The sequence below is a fragment of the Streptomyces sp. NPDC057854 genome, from assembly GCF_042797055.1.
In the GTDB taxonomy this organism is placed as follows: domain Bacteria; phylum Actinomycetota; class Actinomycetes; order Streptomycetales; family Streptomycetaceae; genus Streptomyces.
This window is the reverse complement of record NZ_JBHVMF010000039.1, coordinates 1-15133: the sequence shown is the minus strand read 5'-3', so window position 1 is coordinate 15133 and position 15133 is coordinate 1. Positions and strand designations below refer to the sequence as shown.

Genomic DNA, 15133 nt, shown 5'->3' with positions numbered 1-15133 from the left:
CTTCCGGTGGAAACTGTTCTTCAATTGCTCGGAAACGCGGGGGAAACAGATCCGGCCCAGTCTGTGACGCACTTCAGCGATCGGAGTCTTCCGCTCCCTCATCACGCCCTCCGGGGCACGGAGGTCACGCATGTCCGGGCTCATCCTCACCAGACGCGGTCTTCTCACGAGCATGTCGGCGGCCGGAGCCGCCGGGGTCCTTGCCGCATGCGGCGCCAAGACCGGCAGCGGTGCGTCCCCCGGCGCCGAGGCCAAGGCGGACACGTCCGGTGCCACCGTCAAGGTCGGCCTGCTGAACTCGCTCTCGGGCACCATGGCCATCAGCGAGGTGACGGTGCACAACGCGCTGCTCCTCGCGGTGAAGGAGATCAACGCCTCCGGCGGTGTGCTGGGCAAGAAGCTGGAGGCCGTCAGCCAGGACGGCGCCTCCGACTGGCCCACGTTCGCCGAGAAGGCCGAGGCACTGATCACGGACGACAAGGTCGTCGCCACCTTCGGCTGCTGGACCTCCGCGAGCCGCAAGGCCGTGAAGCCGGTCTTCGAGCGGTACAAGTCGCTGCTGTTCTACCCGGTGCAGTACGAGGGTCTCGAGCAGTCGCCCTACATCTTCTACACGGGTGCCACCACCAACCAGCAGATCGTGCCCGCGCTGGAGTACCTCAAGAAGCAGGGGCTGACACGCCTCTACCTGGTCGGCAGCGACTACGTGTTCCCGCGCACCGCCAACAAGATCATCCAGGCGTACGCGAAGGCGAACGGCATGCGGGTGGTCGGCGAGGACTACGCGCCGCTCGGCTCGACCGAGTTCAGCACCCTCGTCAACAAGGTCAAGGGAGCCGGCGCCGACGCCGTCTTCAACACTCTCAACGGCGACAGCAACGTGGCCTTCTTCAAGGAGTACAAGTCGGCCGGGCTCTCCGCGAAAAGCCTGCCGGTGCTCTCCGTGTCGATCGCCGAGGAGGAGGTCAAGAGCATCGGCACGCAGTACCTGGAGGGGCAGCTGACCGCCTGGAACTACTACCAGACGACCCCGGGCGCCGCGAACGAGAAGTTCCGCGCGGCCTATCAGGCGGCGTACGGCGCCGACAAGCCGACGAGCGACCCGATGGAGGCCGCGTACAACGCCGTGTACCTGTGGAAGGCGATGGCGGAGAAGGCCGGATCCTTCGACGTGGCGAAGGTGAAGGCCGCGTCGGACGGCATCACGCTCGAAGCGCCCGAGGGCACGATCACCGTCGACGGGGCGACCCAGCACGTCCACAAGACCGCGCGGATCGGGAAGGTCGGCGCGAACGGGCTGATCGACGAGGTGTGGAACTCGGGCAAGCCGATCAAGCCGGACCCGTACCTGAAGGGCTACCCCTGGGCCACCGGCCTCTCCTGACGCGCCCTCCGCACTCCGCCCCCCGCTCCCCGCACTCCCCGCTCCCCGTCCCCTTCCGGAGCCGCCTCATGACGGTCGTCCTCAACCAGTCCTTCACCGGCATCAGCATCGGTGCGGTCCTCCTGCTCGTCGCGCTCGGCCTGACCCTCACCTTCGGGCAGATGGGCGTGATCAACATGGCGCACGGCGAGTTCATCATGGCCGGCGCGTACACGACGTACGTCCTCCAGCAGTCGATCGGCGGCGCCGGCGTCTCGCTGCTGGTCGCCCTGCCGCTGGCCTTCCTGGTCGCCGGCGCCCTCGGGGTGCTCCTCGAAGCGCTGCTCATCCGGCGCCTCTACGCCCGGCCGCTGGACACCCTGCTCGTCACCTGGGGCGTCTCGCTGATGCTCCAGCAGCTCGCCCGGGACGTCTTCGGCGCCCCCAACGTCCAGACCCGCGCCCCCGACCTCCTCACCGGGAACGTCTCCTTCGCCGGGGTCGCCTTCGCCTCCAACCGGCTGTTCATCCTCGGTCTGGCGCTGCTGTGCGTGCTCGGCCTCGCACTGCTGCTGCGGCTGACGCCGCTGGGGCGCCGCATCCGGGCCGTCGTGCAGAACCGGGACCTCGCCGAGGTGTCCGGCGTCGCCACGGCCGCGGTGGACCGGACGACGTTCTTCATCGGCTCGGGCCTCGCCGGTGTGGCGGGCGTGGCCCTCACCCTCGTCGGCCCGATCGGGCCGACGATGGGCACGAACGTCATCGTCGACGCCTTCCTGGTCGTGGTCGTCGGCGGGGTCGCCCAGCTCAGGGGCAGCGTCATCACCGCCTTCGCGCTGGGCGTGCTCCAGTCGGTCGTGGAGTACTCGACGACCGTCAGCGTCGCCAAGGTCTTCGTGCTCGTGGCGATCGTCGTCTTCCTCCAGTGGCGACCCCAGGGCCTGTCCACACTGCGCACCCGGAGCCTGGCATGACGACGACACTCTCCCCGCCCGGCACCACGGACGTGCCGGCCGCGCCGGCGCGCCTGACCCGGTTCCGCGTTCCCGGGACCTTCCTCCTCGCGGCGCTCCTCCTCGTCGGCGTGGCGCCCCTGGTCCTCTCCGACTTCCGGCTCAACCTCCTCGCCAAGTACCTGTGCTACGCGATCGTCGCGGTCGGCGTCAGCCTCGCCTGGGGGCGCGGCGGGCTGCTCGTCCTCGGCCAGGGCGTCTTCTTCGGCCTCGGCGGCTACGCGATGGCGATGCACCTGAAGCTCGCGGACGCCGCGGCGACCGGGCAGACGCTGCCGGACTTCATGCAGCTGTACGGCACCTCCGACGGGCTGCCGTGGTGGTGGGCGCCGTTCGCGAACCCCGTCTTCGCGCTCGCGATGACGGTGCTGCTGCCGATGGCGGTCGCCGCCCTGCTCGGGCTCTGCGTCTTCCGGCGGCGGGTGAAGGGCGCGTACTTCGCCCTCCTCAGTCAGGCGCTCGCGGCGGCCCTGTCCCTGTGGCTGATCGGCCAGCAGGCGACGACCGGGGGCACCAACGGACTCACCGACTTCCAGGGCTTCTTCGGCTACGACCTCGACGACCCGGTGAACCAGCGGATGGTGTACTTCCTCGTCGCCGCCGCGCTCCTGCTGCTGACGGCGGCGGCCCGGCAGCTGTTCGTCAGCCGTTACGGCGAGCTGCTGGTCGCCGTGCGGGACGCCGAGGAGCGGGTGCGTTTCCTCGGTTACGACCCGGCCGTGATCAAGCTGGTGGCGTACGTCGGGGCAGCCGGCGCGGCGGGGCTGGCCGGCGCGCTCTTCGTCCCGGCCGTCGGCATCATCTCGCCCGCCCTGATCGGGATCGTGCCGTCCATCGGTTTCGTCATCGGGGCGGCGGTCGGCGGGCGGGCCTCGCTGCCGGGCGCGGTGCTCGGCGCGATCGCGGTGGCCTGGGCGCAGAGCAGCCTGTCCGACGCGTTCCCGGCCGCGTGGACCTATCTGCAGGGCCTGCTCTTCGTCGTGGCCGTCGGATTCCTTCCCGGCGGGCTGGCCTCCCTGGTGTCCGTCGCCCGCCGGCGACGCGCTCGGGCCCGTACCGCTCCCCCGACTCCCCCAGGAGGAACCGCATGAACGGCGGCGCACTGACCGTACGCGACCTGCGGGTGACGTTCGACGGGTTCACCGCCGTCGACGGCGTCGACCTGGACGTCCACCCCGGCGACCTGCGCTTCCTGATCGGCCCCAACGGGGCCGGCAAGACCACCCTCGTCGACGCGATCACCGGTCTCGTGCCCTCGACCGGGTCGGTCCGCTTCGGGGACCGGGAGCTGCGCGGGAAGCCCGTGCACCGCATCGCCCGGCTCGGCGTCGGCCGCACGTTCCAGACGGCGACGGTCTTCGAGGAGCTGACCGTGCTGCAGAACCTCGACATCGCGGCGGGCGCGGGGCGCGGGGCGCTGACCCTGCTCAAGCGGCGCAAGGACGTGCCGGAGGCGGTGACCCGGGCGCTGGAGACCACCGGTCTCACGGCGCTGCGCGACCGGCCGGCCGGGGCGCTGGCCCACGGCCAGAAACAGTGGCTGGAGATCGGCATGCTGCTCGTCCAGGACGTCCGGCTGCTCCTGCTCGACGAGCCCGTCGCCGGCATGAGCCACGACGAGCGCGAGGCCACCGGCGAACTGCTGCGGCGGGTGAGCGGGGAACGGACGGTCGTCGTCATCGAGCACGACATGGACTTCATGCGCTCCTACGCCCGCAGCGTCACCGTCCTGCACGGCGGCAGGGTCCTCAGCGAGGGGTCGGTCGCCGACGTCCAGGCCGACGCCAGGGTGCAGGAGGTGTACCTCGGAAGCGTCTCCGCGGCCGGCGGCGAGGACGCCCCGATCACCGTGCCCGCCACCGCCACCGCCACCGTCGCCGAAGGGGCGTGACCGCCGTGTTGGAGATCCGGTCCCTGCGGGCGGGTTACGCCCGCACCACCGTGCTGCACGAGGTGACCGTGACGGTCCCGGAGAACGGCGTGGCAGCCGTCCTCGGCCACAACGGCGCCGGAAAGAGCACCCTGCTCCGGGCCGCCATGGGGGCGATCAGGCCGACCGCCGGGACGGTCCTGCTGGACGGCGAGGACATCACCCGCCTCGCCCCGCACCGGCGGGTCGCCCGCGGCATGGCGTACGTCCCCCAGGGCCAGCAGTCCTTCCCGCACCTCACCACCGCCGAGAACCTGCGGCTCGTCGCCGACGGGCGCCCCGACGGCAGGGAGGCGATCGCGGAGGCCCTGGACCTCTTCCCGGTCCTGGGTGAACTGTCCGGCCGTCGCGCGGGTCTCCTGTCCGGGGGGCAGCGCCAGCAACTCGCCCTGGCGCGGGCCCTGATCACCCGGCCCCGGGTCCTTCTCCTCGACGAGCCGACGGAGGGTATCCAGCCGTCCGTCGTCCGCGAGATCGAGGAGGTGATCCTGGCCCTCACCGCCCGCGGCGGTCTGTCGGTGCTCCTCGTCGAACAGCACGTGGGTTTCGCGATGCGCGCCGCGGAGCGGTACTTCGTGCTGGAGGCGGGCCGCGTCACCTCCTGCGGAGCGGGCGGAACCGGGGCGGAGACCACGGTGCGCGAGGCTCTGCGCGTGTGACGCCCGGGCGGGAGGCTCCGGCGGCCGGAGGAGCGCGCGCAGGCGTCCTCCTCTCAGGTGGTCGCCGGCGCGCGGTCGCCGAGGGGCTACGCGACGGCCGGCACGGTCGTCGCGTCGTCCTGCCCGGCCGCCCAGGGCAGTGCGGCGCACGTGACCAGGAACCAGGGGTCGTAGGCGTTCAGTTCCCACGTGTCGACCGGGAAGCGGAAGGGCCGCCGACCGCTGGGCCGGCTCGCCTCGTGGCGGAGGTGGAAACGGGTGAGGGCCGCCCTCAGGCCGGCCTCGGTGCCGAGCTCCGCGTGGGCCCGCGCGGAGAACAGTTCGTCCGCCGCCGCGGCGGCGAGGCCGGGGTGCGACTCCGCGTGCTCGGCGACGGCGGCGCGGATGAGGGCGCGGGCCCGGCTGGGCGAGTACCGCTTCGCGGTCTGCCCGCCGCCGGAGGCGAGCCGTTCCTCCCAGAAGTGCGGGTCGACCCGCGCGGCGCGGTCGGAGGTCCGGGCGGTCTCCATCATGTCGGCGCCGTCCCGGTGGAAGGTCCAGCAGCCGAGACCACCGCGCACGACGAGCGTTCCTGGCCAGGTGACGAGCTCGAAGCCCTTCCACGACGCCTGCGGAAGGTCGAAGAGGAGATGGCGGTAGCCGCCGTCCCTGCGGAGAACCGTCATCGACGCGCCCCAGGAGTCGGCCGCGAAGCGGGCCTCGGCCTCGGCGGTCTGCCGCTGGAGCTCGTCGTGCGTGTCGGTCACGTTCATCCGGGCGCCTCCCTCGTGGTCCAGCGCGCGCCTGTGCGCCGCGCTCCTCTCGTCTGCCCCCGAACCGGCGAGGCACCGGCAGGAGCGACGAGATGGCGCGGAACGAGGGGTACGAGGAGGTGGAGGCACGCGGGTCGACGCCCTTCCGCCGTGCCGTACGCGGGTGTGGAGGCGCCGGCACCCGGTCCCGTGCGTCAGGCGACCGAGAGGAGGTCGACCACGAAGACCAGGGTCTCGCCCGGCTTGATGGCCGGCGACGGCGAGCGGTCGCCGTAGGCCAGGTGCGGCGGGATGACCAGCTTGCGCCGGCCGCCGACCTTCATGCCCCGCACGCCCATCTCCCAGCCCTTGATGACCTGCTTGCCGCCCAGGGTGAAGACGAAGGGCTCGTCGCGGTTCCACGAGGCGTCGAACTCCTGGCCGGTGGAGTGGGCCACCCCGAGGTAGTGGACCGTGACCTCGGAGCCCTTGGCGGCCTCGGCGCCGTCCCCGACCCACACGTCCTCGATGTGCAGATAGGGGGACGGCCGGCCCTGGGGGGTGTCGATCTGCGGTCGTTCAAGGGCCATCGCCCGCTCCTCGCTCTCGTCGCCGGCCGGCCCTGCCGCCGGCCCGCGTTCCTGAGTGATCACTCTCGCACACCGTCGCGCAGGAACGTGGTGCCGGGCCGGGAGGCTCGATCGGCCCGTCGGCCGGTCACGGCTTCTGGAAGCCGGCGTCCTGGAGGATCTTCTGTGCCTCGGGCGTGGAGAGCCAGGTGACGAACGCGGCGGCGGCCCCGGCGTGCCCGGAGTCCTTCAGGGTGGCGGCCGGGTACTGGGCGATCGCGTTCTGCGCGTCGGGGATCTCGACGGCGTCGACCTTGTCCCGCGCGCTCGCGGCGTCCGTCCGGTAGACGAGGCCGGCGTCGGCCTCGCCCAGCTCGACCTTGCTGAGCACCGCGCGGACGTTGGGCTCCTGGGACACCGGCTTCACCTCGATCCCCTGCCGGTCGAGGATCTGCTTGCTGTACTTGCCGGCCGGCACCTCCGGCGCGGCGAGCACGACCTTCAGCTTGCGGTCCGCGAGGTCCTCCAGCGCGTCGACCTCGAAGGGGTTGCCCTCGCCGGTGGCGATGACCAGCCGGTTCTTCGCGATGACGGCGGGGGTGCCGGTGTCGGCCTTCACCTTGTCCATGCTCTTGGTGTCGGCCGTGACCAGCACATCGGCCGGCGAGCCCTGCGACACCTGGGCCACCAGTTCCTGCGAACCCGCGAACGAGAAGGTGATCTTCGTGCCCGGGTGGGACTTCTCGTACGCCGCACCGGCGGTCTTGAACACGTCGGTGAGCGAGGCCGCGGCGAGGACAGTGAGCCGGACACCGGAGGAACCGCCGGCGCCGTCCTTCGTGCCGTCGCCCGACGAACACGCCGCGAGCGGGACGAGGGCGGCCGCGGTGAGGACGGCAGCGGCGGTGCGGCGTCCGGCGGGCGTGAGGGTGAGGGGCATGAAGGTCTGAACTCCTTGGCGAAGAGGGGACGTTGAGTGAAGGCCGGCCGCGCCGACGGTCTGTTTCATGCGAGGTGCGTGAGGGTCAGGTGCGGTCGGTGCGCACGCGGGTCGACTTGGCGCGGGCGGTGGCCCGCATGCCGACGTCCCGTCCGGGCCCGCGCCGCCCGGCAGACGCGGGCCGGGACGGCGGTGCGGGATCGCATGTGCGACACCGTAGGGCTGATCGGCTCGCATGTGCAAGAAAGATGGAGGACTCTCCATCGCTGATGAGAGGGTGGTTGGAGGAAGTGACGGCGGCTGCCGCCCGGCGGTCTCGGCCCGCGGACTGCGGGGCTCCCACGGGCGGGTGCCGACCGGTCCAGATACCGGTGACGGCGCTGACGCAGCGGGCGGACGGGACGACGCCCCCGCCCCCAGAGGCAGGGGGGCCGGGGCGTGCGGGGCGGTTCGTCCGGGGCCCGTCCCGGCGGTGCGCGCGGCGACTGCGCGCGTGCTGCCCGACCGGTTCGGCCACCTCGTCGCCCCGTACGCCGGTCACGATCCCCCAGCGGCGCACGGCCTCCGCACTCATCCGAGCAGCCGCGCGGCCTGCCCGATGCCGTACGGCGCCACGGCCGCACTCCAGCGGCGCGGTGGGCGTCCGCCGACGGCACGCCGCCCGGGTCAGACCGGGACGGGTTCGGGGGTGAAGTGGCGCAGTTCGTCGGTGCCGGGCTGGACGACGCCGTAGCTGTTCTCCGGTACCTCGTTCCAGGCGCCCGGGAGGTCTCCGAGGGGCTCGGAGACGATGAGGCGGGTCTCGCCGGAGACGCCCCGCAGGAACTCGACGTCGGGGTGGAGGCGGCGCAGGGCCTCGACCTGGCTGCTGTAGAAGAGCGAGCGGGACGCCCGGGCGCTGGAGTAGCGGAAGGCCCAGACGCGCTCGCCGTCGGTGAGCGCGAGCGTCATCTGGAGCGGGTGCTCCACCCCGTGCTCCCGCCCGACCCGCTCCACCACGCCCGCCATCCTGGCGACGGCCCCCGGCGGGTCCTCGTCGAGGCCGTAGGTGAGGGCCAGGTAGAACATGACCTCGGAGTCCGTCGTGCCCTCGATGTCGGCGTACAGCGCCGGGTCGACGAGCAGCGTCAGGTCGCGGCGCAGCAGCGGGAAGTCCGTGATGGCGCCGTTGTGCATGAACATCCAGCGGCCGTACCGGAAGGGGTGGCAGTTGGACTGCTGCACGGCCGTGCCGGTCGACGCCCTGATGTGCGCGAAGAACAGCGGGGACCGGACGTGCTCCGCCAGCTCGCGCAGATTGCGGTTGTTCCAGGCGGGGCCGACCTCCCGGAGCAGCGCCGGGGTGTCGGAGTGGTCCGAGTACCAGCCGATGCCGAAGCCGTCGCCGTTGGTCGTCTCGACTCCGAGTTTGGCGTGCAGGCTCTGGTCGATCAGGGAGTGCGTCGGCCGGTAGAGAATCGTTTCGAGCAGCACCGGGGTCCCCCAGTACGCGAGCCATCGACACATACGCGATCACCTGGATCCCGGCAGGAGCCCGGTCCGCCACATCGTCTGTTTCCTCCCATTCTCGGCAGCGCCGATCCATGCCGCCACAGCACGGCGGCCCGTCATGCGTCCTGGTCGCGCGGCTTCTCCGGCAGGCCCGCCTCGCGCCGCTCCTCGTCGCTCCACGCCCGGGTGTCGCGCGGCGTGACGTACGGCTCGCGGTCCGGCGGCATGCCGCCCTCCACCGCCCGGCGGCGCAGCAGCTCCGCGTCGAACTCCAGGCCGAGCAGCACCGCCAGGTTGCTGATCCACAGCCAGACGAGGAACACGACGACGCCGGCCATGGTGCCGTAGACCCGGTTGTACGAGGCGAACTGCGACACGTACACCGCGAAGCCCGCCGAGGCCACCATCCAGATCAGCAGGGCGAGCACGCTGCCGGGGGTGACCCAGCGCCAGCCACGGCCCGCGGCGTTCGGACTCGCCCAGTACAGCAGCGCGATCATCACCACGGCGAGCAGGAGCAGCGCCGGCCACTTGACCACCGACCACACCGTCAGGGCGGTGTCGCCGACGCCCAGCGCGTCCCCGGCCCGGCGGGCCACGTCGCCGCTGAGCACGAGCAGTATGGCGCCCGCGGCGGCCATCACCATGAGCGCCGCCGTCATGCCGAGCCGGATCGGCAGCAGCTTCCACGCGGGACGGCCCTCGGGGACGTCGTGGACGCGGTTCGCGGCCCGCATGAAGGCGCCGACGTAACCGGACGCGGACCACAGCGCCACCAGGATGCCGACCACGGCCATGACGGTGCCGGTGCCGGTGTTGCCGCTCAGGGCCGCCAGTGCCTGTTCCAGGACGTCGCGGGTGGGACCGGGCGCCAGCTCCCGCAGGCTCTCCATCACCCGGTCGGTGGTGCGCTGCCCGCTGATGCCGAGCAGTGAGACCAGGGCGAGCAGACCCGGGAAGAGCGACAGGACGCCGTAGTACGTCAGTGCCGCCGCCCGGTCCATGAGCTCGTCGTCGGTGAACTCGCGCAGCGCCCCCTTGAGGACCGCGAACCAGGAGCGCCGGGAGAGGCCGGCGGGCGAGTCGGGGGCCCGCTCCTCGACGCCGGGGCCGGGGCCGGGGTCCGGCTCGGGGCGCGGATCGGGGTGGTGCGGGGTGCGGGGCTCCGGAGCCCGTCGCTCGGGTTCGTTCCGTTCGGCCATGCCCCCGCGCGTACCCCCGTCCGCCGCCCTTACGCCGCGTCCCGCCGCCCGCCCGCCCCGCCCGGCCGCCCCGCCCGCTGCGCCGTCCGGGTGACGTGCCGGGCGGCACGCTCGTACCGGTCCGGAGACGGGGCAAGGGGCACGTATGAGCACTCACGACGACACCGCCGGCGACGTCCGGGGCGGTTCCGGTCCCGCCGAGCCGGACGCCACCACGATCGAGGCCCTCGGCTCGCTGTCCAAGGCCCTGGAGACCGCGGAGCGCGCCCGGGGGCACCTGTACGGGTTCCACCAGCTGACCGGCACCGCCGACTTCGAGCTCGACCGGGCGGTCCGGCTGCTGCGGGAGGCGGGGCACCACGCGTGGGCGGACCGGGTGGAGACCGAGATGCTGGGGCGCAACGTCATCCCGGGCAGCTGGACGTACCAGATCGTCGACGCCTACAACGCGACCTACTACGAGCCGTTCCGGGAGCTGGAGCGCACCGCCGTGTCGGCGCTGGCGGCCGGCCGCGACCATCGCTTCGAGGCCCGGCTCCAGCGGGAACGCCGTACTCCCGGCCACCCCGACCACGCCCCCTCGGGAGGCGCAGACGGCTGAGGCCGGGAGCACGGCGCGTTCGGGACGGCACCGGGGGGTCAGGCGGCGCCGGTGCCCAGCAGACCCTCGCGCAGGCGCTTCACGGTGCGCGCCAGCAGGCGGGAGACGTGCATCTGCGAGCAGCCCAGCTCCTCGCCGATCTGGGCCTGGGTCCGTTCCTCGACGAACCGCAGGTGGATGATGAGGCGGTCGCGCTCGTCGAGGTCGGCGATGAGCGGGGCCAGCGAGTGGAAGTCCTCCACCAGCTCCATCGCCGGGTCGTCCTCGCCGATGAAGTCGGCCAGCGAGGTGTCGCCGTCCTCCTCCTCGCCGCCGAGAGCGGCGTCCAGGGAGGACGAGTTGTAGCCGTTGGAGGCCAGCCGCGCCTCGGTGACCTCCTCCTCGGTGAGGCTCATCAGCTCGGCCAGCTCCTTGACCGTCGGCATCCGGCCGAGACGGCTGCTGAGCTCCTCGGTCGCCTTGGCCAGCTCGACGCGCGCCTCCTGGAGCCGGCGGGGCACGTGCACGGCCCACGAGGTGTCGCGGAAGAACCGCTTGATCTCGCCCACGATGTAGGGGACTGCGAAGGTCGTGAACTCGACCTCCCGGGACAGCTCGAACCGGTCGATCGCCTTGATCAGGCCGATCATGCCGACCTGGACGATGTCCTCCATCTCGTCGGCGCGGTGCCGGAACCGCCCCGCCGCGTAGCGGACCAGGCTCATGTTCATCTCGATGAGGGTGTTCCGCGCGTACTGGTACGCGTGCGTGCCCTCCTCCAGCGTCGCGAGCTCCTGGAAGAAGACCTTCGACAGGGCCCTCGCGTCCCTGGGAGCGACCGCCGACGTGTCCTCGATCTGCGGCAGTCCCCCCGCTCCGGTGTCCTCGATCTGCGGCAGTACCCCCGCTCCGGACTCGACTCCCGTGGCCGACATCGTGGTGACCGTCACACCATTCCCCTTTCACGTGTGTTCTTCGTCGGGATGCGTAGCCCTGAGGGTTGCCCGCATACCCGGGTTCCTCGCGCCCACACCTCTGAATCTTTCGGCGGTCTCGCCGCCGCCACCCGAATTCGACCGGTTCCTTCCCCCCGGTCGGCGGGCAGACGGACACCGGAACCGGTCGACCGAAGGAGAGTCATGACACGGGATCCCTCCCTCAGGGCCGTCGGCTGGGCGCGTTCGCTGCCGATGGGCAGCGGCGTGAAGACGGCCCGGGACTGGACGCGCGAGCACCTGGCCTCGCTCGGCTGGGACCGCACCGCCCCGGACGTCGCGGACTCCGTCGTGCTGACGGTGTCCGAGCTCGTCACCAACGCGCACGTGCACGCCCGCAGCGACGCGCAGCTGATCCTGACCTGGGACGAGGAGTGCCTGCACGTCACCGTGCACGACTCCTCGCCGGTGGTCCCCGAGCAGCGCAGGCCGGACGACGGCGCGCTGGGCGGGCGCGGGCTGATCCTCGTCGACGCGCTCGCCGACGACGTCCGGACCCGCCCCTGCCCGCACGGCAAGGACGTGACGGCCTGCTTCCGGCCGTCCGCCCCCGACCGCGACGACTGAGCGCGCCGCTCCCGGGGCCCCCGGGGCCGCACCTCAGCGCCTCAGGGCCGCGAGGAGCGGCCCCCAGTCGATGTGGCGGTCCTCCTCGCCCCTCGGCACCAGCACGTAGGTGTCGCGTACGAAGCGGCCGAGCGCCTCCTGGGCGCACCGCACGACGGCGCACTGCCCCTCCGGCCCGAGCCGCAGGAGGAGCCCGCCGTCGGGGGCGGGCCGGAGCCGGATCTCACCGTCGCCGGTGGGCTGGACCGATCCGGTGAGGATCATCTCGCGGTCGAGGCGCCACACCACCGGCTCCTCGCCCGGGAGGTGGAAGGCGATGCTCACGGCGTGCGGATCGCGGGAGTCGTACCCGAGCGTGGTGTCGACCGGGATGGTCGTGTCGGGCGTGAGCAGACCCATGGCCATGGGCCGGGTGAGCACGCGCGGTGCGGGAAGCGGCGCGACGGGGTGCTGGGGCATGCTGTCCTCCGGCTGAGGGGGGCTGTCAGCGAGCGGGTGCGGTGTCCGCTTGACCCGTCCCGTCCCTGTTACACCTCGCACGGGCGTGACGGATGCGGGGATGGTGTCAGGATTCGGTGAAGGTCGTGACAGGCCGTCAGGCGGAGCCGGGTGAGGTGGTCCGGCGGGGCCGGACGGAAGGGGGGCCGCCGGGGCGGGCGCGGGCGCGCCGCCGGAGCCGGGCGCCGGAGGCGGGAGGGCCAAAGGCCGGGGGCCGTAGACGGGGGCCGTGGGCCGGGGGCCGTGAGGCCGGAAGCCGTGGGCCGGGGGCCGTGAGGCCGGAAACCACGGGCCGGGGGCTGTGAGGCCGGAGGCCCTCGGTCGGCCGGACGGGCCGGCGGCGGGGCGCCGGGCGAGGGCGGCTACGCCGCGCCGGAAGGCCGCGGGCATCGGTGGTACGGCGGGCCGGAGCCCAGAGGGCCGGCTGACGGGGGTGACCGGCCAGGGGGGTGGGCCGGGTGCCCGGGTGGCCGCCTGGTCAGGAGGGGCGGGAGTCCGGAGGGCGTGCCGGGCCGGCGCGCTGCGGGCCGGCGTAGTCCGGGACGTCGTACTCGGGGCCCGTGTGCTCCAGGCTGCCGGCGGACTCGGGCCGGAGGGGGAGGCGGGCGCGGACGCGCTTTCCTTCCGGGGCCGGCTCCACCGTGACGCCGCCGCAGATGGCGACGACGATCTCGACGCCATGCTGGCCGACGCGGAGCGGGTCGTGCCCGCGCTGCACGGGGACGGCGGCCTCCTGGTCGAACACCGAGATGTCCAGGGCCTCCGGGCCCAGCTCCAAGAGCAGCCGGCAGGGACCGGACGTGTGCCGGACCGCGTTGGTGACCAGCTCACTGACCACCAGCTGCGCGAGCTCCACCCGCTCCTCCCCGACCGGCCCCGGCAGCACATCCGAGGCGGCCGCCAGGAACTCGGCCGTGAAGGCACGGGCGGCGGCCATCGCTCCCACCCGCGCGGCCTCGTCATAGACGACACCCGCCGACAGCAGGGGGTCCGGGGTCGCGCGCTCCGCGGTGATCGCGTCCGTCATGGCGCTGGTGCTCCCCTCGTCCTGGGCCGTCGGCTGGGCTTCTGGTACCCGCCTTTCCCGCATCACGCTTCCCACACCGGAACCGCGGGCCGTCACCGCTTTGGGGAAGCCGTACGCCGGCCGCCGGGCAGGCTTCGAGCCCGGCACCCACACGGGGGTGCCGGGCTCGGTCGCGTACGGGCGCGCCGCGGGGCCGCCTACCAGCGGTACCAACGGCCCGTCCCGCCCTTGGGCCGGGCCACGAAGCCGATCAGCCACACGACGAGCACGATGACGGCTATCCACCACAGCGCCTTGACGGCGAAGCCCGCGCCGAAGAGGAGCAGGGCCAGCAGCAGGACGAGAAGCAGGGGGACCATGTGAACGACCTCCATGAAGACAGGACGGACAGGGGGAAATCGAGGAGCAGCCGGCCGGCGCGTGCGCGCTCCGGCCGCGTACGGCGGAGAGCTCGGCGGCCCGTCAGCCGCGGCGTGCCAGGAGCAGGGCCGCCAGCGGGCCGAGGTCGCGGCGCGCGGCCGCGCGGCCGGCCCGGCGTCCGCATCCGTACGCGACGGCGAGCGCGGCCAGGGCACCGGCGGCGGCACCGGCGGTCAGCGTGCGGTGCGCCCGCGCGGCGGCCCACAGGTCGTCGCCGGCCCGGCGGGTCACGATCGCGGCGGCGCGCGCCTTCTCGGCGAACGGCCCGGGCAGGGTCCGCGGCTGCTCCGCGAGGGCGTCCGGCTCGTACGCCGGGTCCACGTCGGGGTCGTCCACGCGGGTCAGGTCCGGGTAGTCCGGCACGGCGTAGGGGCCCGTCCAGGGGAACGGGTCGCGTTCGGTGTTCTCCGATGCACTCATGGGCACCGTCTCGCCGGACTCCCCGGCGCTAAACCTGGCGGATCCGGCTCCGGCCGGACCAGGTGCCGGATTTTTTGGGGTTTGCGCCGAGGGATTCCGGTCAGGCGTCCTGGTGTCAGATGTGTCGCACGGAGAAGGAGCGATTCACGTGTCCGGTGAGCAGAAGGCGAAGTCCAAGGGCGAGCAGGCCAAGGGCAAGGTCAAGGAGGCCGTCGGCCGCATGACCGACAACGAGCGCATGGAGGCGGAAGGCCGGGCCGAACAGGCCAAGGGCGACGCGCGCGGCGCGAAGGAGAAGGCGAAGGACGTCTTCAAGCACTGAGCGGCGCGGAGCCGGCGGGCGGCGGCGACGTCCTCGCTTGCGCGGGCGAGCAGGCGCTCGGCGTCGGCCGGGGCCGGTTGCCCGGTCCACGCGGCCAGTTGCTCGGGGGTCGCGTAGACACGGGGCACGGGGCTACTCCTTCGGCGTCTCGGTCTTGGCCGTGGCGGTCTTGCGCTTCGGCGTGGTCTCGACGCGGTAGCCGTGCCGGTGGGCGTAGGCGAGGGCGGCCGGGTCGTCGGTCTCGGCCCGGCCCTCGGTGAAGTGGACCCCGGCCGGGCCGGGGCCGGTGTAGTTCTTGACGGGGGAGAACAGGACGGCCATTACGCGGCGGCTCCTTCCAGGGCGGCGTCTTCGCCACCCTCGGCGTCACCCTGCTCGGCGCCGCCCTCGGCGGCCTCGCCGGCTT

The 15133-nt window shown here is 72.9% G+C and carries 19 protein-coding genes; 8 read left to right on the top strand and 11 right to left on the bottom strand.

Annotation, left to right across the window (positions count from 1 at the left end; all coding sequences use genetic code 11):
• Positions 1–130 precede the first annotated feature (130 nt).
• From urtA to urtE, 5 genes are all read left to right on the top strand, one after another.
• Positions 131–1384, top strand: a complete 1254-nt coding sequence (urtA, locus tag ACFVQZ_RS35235) for an urea ABC transporter substrate-binding protein (protein ID WP_383628931.1) — start codon at positions 131–133, stop codon at positions 1382–1384.
• A 68-nt stretch (positions 1385–1452) separates the two neighbouring features.
• On the top strand, positions 1453–2337 hold the full coding sequence (urtB, locus tag ACFVQZ_RS35230) for an urea ABC transporter permease subunit UrtB (protein ID WP_030498743.1): 885 nt from the start codon (positions 1453–1455) through the stop codon (positions 2335–2337).
• On the top strand, positions 2334–3467 hold the full coding sequence (gene urtC, locus ACFVQZ_RS35225; protein WP_030498744.1) for an urea ABC transporter permease subunit UrtC: 1134 nt from the start codon (positions 2334–2336) through the stop codon (positions 3465–3467). The genes urtB and urtC overlap by 4 nt, the downstream gene beginning before the upstream one ends.
• Entirely contained in the window at positions 3464–4267 is an 804-nt protein-coding gene (urtD, locus tag ACFVQZ_RS35220; RefSeq protein WP_383628929.1) for an urea ABC transporter ATP-binding protein UrtD, read from the top strand. Before urtC ends, urtD begins: the two co-directional genes overlap by 4 nt.
• Positions 4268–4272: 5 nt before the next feature.
• Positions 4273–4965 carry an urea ABC transporter ATP-binding subunit UrtE gene (gene urtE / locus ACFVQZ_RS35215; RefSeq protein WP_383628927.1) on the top strand — a complete coding sequence of 231 codons (693 nt, stop codon included), beginning with the start codon at positions 4273–4275 and terminating at the stop codon, positions 4963–4965.
• Between the two features lie 86 nt (positions 4966–5051).
• On the opposite strand, the gene ACFVQZ_RS35210 is transcribed toward urtE, so the two are convergent.
• The 5 genes from ACFVQZ_RS35210 to ACFVQZ_RS35190 all read right to left on the bottom strand — a co-directional run bounded on the left by ACFVQZ_RS35210 (position 5052) and on the right by ACFVQZ_RS35190 (position 9898).
• Positions 5052–5717 carry a hypothetical protein gene (locus ACFVQZ_RS35210; RefSeq protein ID WP_030498747.1) on the bottom strand — a complete coding sequence of 222 codons (666 nt, stop codon included), beginning with the start codon at positions 5715–5717 and terminating at the stop codon, positions 5052–5054.
• Positions 5718–5911: 194 nt separating this feature from the next.
• Entirely contained in the window at positions 5912–6286 is a 375-nt protein-coding gene (locus ACFVQZ_RS35205; protein ID WP_030498748.1) for an FKBP-type peptidyl-prolyl cis-trans isomerase, read from the bottom strand.
• 127 nt (positions 6287–6413) lie between these two features.
• Positions 6414–7205, bottom strand: a complete 792-nt coding sequence (modA, locus tag ACFVQZ_RS35200) for a molybdate ABC transporter substrate-binding protein (protein ID WP_383628924.1) — start codon at positions 7203–7205, stop codon at positions 6414–6416.
• Positions 7206–7871: 666 nt separating this feature from the next.
• Positions 7872–8711, bottom strand: a complete 840-nt coding sequence (locus ACFVQZ_RS35195) for a class II glutamine amidotransferase (RefSeq protein ID WP_030498515.1) — start codon at positions 8709–8711, stop codon at positions 7872–7874.
• 101 nt (positions 8712–8812) lie between these two features.
• The gene (locus tag ACFVQZ_RS35190; RefSeq protein WP_383628922.1) at positions 8813–9898 is read right to left on the bottom strand and encodes a YihY/virulence factor BrkB family protein; all 1086 of its coding nucleotides are present in this window, start codon (positions 9896–9898) and stop codon (positions 8813–8815) included.
• Between the two features lie 145 nt (positions 9899–10043).
• Here ACFVQZ_RS35190 and ACFVQZ_RS35185 point away from each other — a divergent pair, with 145 nt between their 5' ends.
• Positions 10044–10499, top strand: coding sequence for a hypothetical protein (locus ACFVQZ_RS35185; RefSeq protein WP_036416814.1), 456 nt, complete (start codon positions 10044–10046; stop codon positions 10497–10499).
• Positions 10500–10537: 38 nt separating this feature from the next.
• Here ACFVQZ_RS35185 and ACFVQZ_RS35180 read toward each other — a convergent pair whose 3' ends face one another.
• Entirely contained in the window at positions 10538–11428 is an 891-nt protein-coding gene (locus tag ACFVQZ_RS35180; RefSeq protein WP_321193535.1) for an RNA polymerase sigma factor SigF, read from the bottom strand.
• 189 nt (positions 11429–11617) lie between these two features.
• Here ACFVQZ_RS35180 and ACFVQZ_RS35175 point away from each other — a divergent pair, with 189 nt between their 5' ends.
• Entirely contained in the window at positions 11618–12040 is a 423-nt protein-coding gene (locus tag ACFVQZ_RS35175; protein ID WP_030498511.1) for an ATP-binding protein, read from the top strand.
• A gap of 33 nt (positions 12041–12073) precedes the next feature.
• Here ACFVQZ_RS35175 and ACFVQZ_RS35170 read toward each other — a convergent pair whose 3' ends face one another.
• The 4 genes from ACFVQZ_RS35170 to ACFVQZ_RS35155 form a co-directional block, all read right to left on the bottom strand.
• Positions 12074–12499, bottom strand: coding sequence for an SsgA family sporulation/cell division regulator (locus ACFVQZ_RS35170; protein ID WP_051788506.1), 426 nt, complete (start codon positions 12497–12499; stop codon positions 12074–12076).
• A gap of 517 nt (positions 12500–13016) precedes the next feature.
• Positions 13017–13565 (bottom strand): ATP-binding protein, encoded by a 549-nt coding sequence (locus ACFVQZ_RS35165; protein WP_383628919.1) that lies wholly within the window; start codon positions 13563–13565, stop codon positions 13017–13019.
• A 197-nt stretch (positions 13566–13762) separates the two neighbouring features.
• Positions 13763–13924, bottom strand: coding sequence for a hypothetical protein (locus tag ACFVQZ_RS35160; protein ID WP_030498508.1), 162 nt, complete (start codon positions 13922–13924; stop codon positions 13763–13765).
• A 103-nt stretch (positions 13925–14027) separates the two neighbouring features.
• On the bottom strand, positions 14028–14405 hold the full coding sequence (locus ACFVQZ_RS35155) for a hypothetical protein (protein WP_383628917.1): 378 nt from the start codon (positions 14403–14405) through the stop codon (positions 14028–14030).
• A gap of 148 nt (positions 14406–14553) precedes the next feature.
• On the opposite strand from ACFVQZ_RS35155, the gene ACFVQZ_RS35150 reads away from it, so the two are divergent.
• Positions 14554–14727 (top strand): CsbD family protein, encoded by a 174-nt coding sequence (locus tag ACFVQZ_RS35150; protein WP_383628915.1) that lies wholly within the window; start codon positions 14554–14556, stop codon positions 14725–14727.
• A gap of 132 nt (positions 14728–14859) precedes the next feature.
• Here ACFVQZ_RS35150 and ACFVQZ_RS35145 read toward each other — a convergent pair whose 3' ends face one another.
• On the bottom strand, positions 14860–15048 hold the full coding sequence (locus ACFVQZ_RS35145; protein WP_383628913.1) for a hypothetical protein: 189 nt from the start codon (positions 15046–15048) through the stop codon (positions 14860–14862).
• Positions 15049–15133 lie beyond the last annotated feature (85 nt).

What these genes read in the sequence shown, in the direction of transcription:
- urtA (WP_383628931.1), top strand. Translation starts at nt 131, where the DNA reads ATGTCCGGGCTCATCCTCACCAGACGCGGTCTTCTCACGAGCATGTCG.
- urtB (WP_030498743.1), top strand. Translation starts at nt 1,453, where the DNA reads ATGACGGTCGTCCTCAACCAGTCCTTCACCGGCATCAGCATCGGTGCG.
- urtC (WP_030498744.1), top strand. Translation starts at nt 2,334, where the DNA reads ATGACGACGACACTCTCCCCGCCCGGCACCACGGACGTGCCGGCCGCG.
- urtD (WP_383628929.1), top strand. Translation starts at nt 3,464, where the DNA reads ATGAACGGCGGCGCACTGACCGTACGCGACCTGCGGGTGACGTTCGAC.
- ACFVQZ_RS35210 (WP_030498747.1), bottom strand. Translation starts at nt 5,717, where the DNA reads ATGAACGTGACCGACACGCACGACGAGCTCCAGCGGCAGACCGCCGAG.
- ACFVQZ_RS35205 (WP_030498748.1), bottom strand. Translation starts at nt 6,286, where the DNA reads ATGGCCCTTGAACGACCGCAGATCGACACCCCCCAGGGCCGGCCGTCC.
- modA (WP_383628924.1), bottom strand. Translation starts at nt 7,205, where the DNA reads ATGCCCCTCACCCTCACGCCCGCCGGACGCCGCACCGCCGCTGCCGTC.
- ACFVQZ_RS35195 (WP_030498515.1), bottom strand. Translation starts at nt 8,711, where the DNA reads ATGTGTCGATGGCTCGCGTACTGGGGGACCCCGGTGCTGCTCGAAACG.
- ACFVQZ_RS35190 (WP_383628922.1), bottom strand. Translation starts at nt 9,898, where the DNA reads ATGGCCGAACGGAACGAACCCGAGCGACGGGCTCCGGAGCCCCGCACC.
- ACFVQZ_RS35185 (WP_036416814.1), top strand. Translation starts at nt 10,044, where the DNA reads ATGAGCACTCACGACGACACCGCCGGCGACGTCCGGGGCGGTTCCGGT.
- ACFVQZ_RS35175 (WP_030498511.1), top strand. Translation starts at nt 11,618, where the DNA reads ATGACACGGGATCCCTCCCTCAGGGCCGTCGGCTGGGCGCGTTCGCTG.
- ACFVQZ_RS35170 (WP_051788506.1), bottom strand. Translation starts at nt 12,499, where the DNA reads ATGCCCCAGCACCCCGTCGCGCCGCTTCCCGCACCGCGCGTGCTCACC.
- ACFVQZ_RS35165 (WP_383628919.1), bottom strand. Translation starts at nt 13,565, where the DNA reads ATGACGGACGCGATCACCGCGGAGCGCGCGACCCCGGACCCCCTGCTG.
- ACFVQZ_RS35160 (WP_030498508.1), bottom strand. Translation starts at nt 13,924, where the DNA reads ATGGTCCCCCTGCTTCTCGTCCTGCTGCTGGCCCTGCTCCTCTTCGGC.
- ACFVQZ_RS35155 (WP_383628917.1), bottom strand. Translation starts at nt 14,405, where the DNA reads ATGAGTGCATCGGAGAACACCGAACGCGACCCGTTCCCCTGGACGGGC.
- ACFVQZ_RS35145 (WP_383628913.1), bottom strand. Translation starts at nt 15,048, where the DNA reads ATGGCCGTCCTGTTCTCCCCCGTCAAGAACTACACCGGCCCCGGCCCG.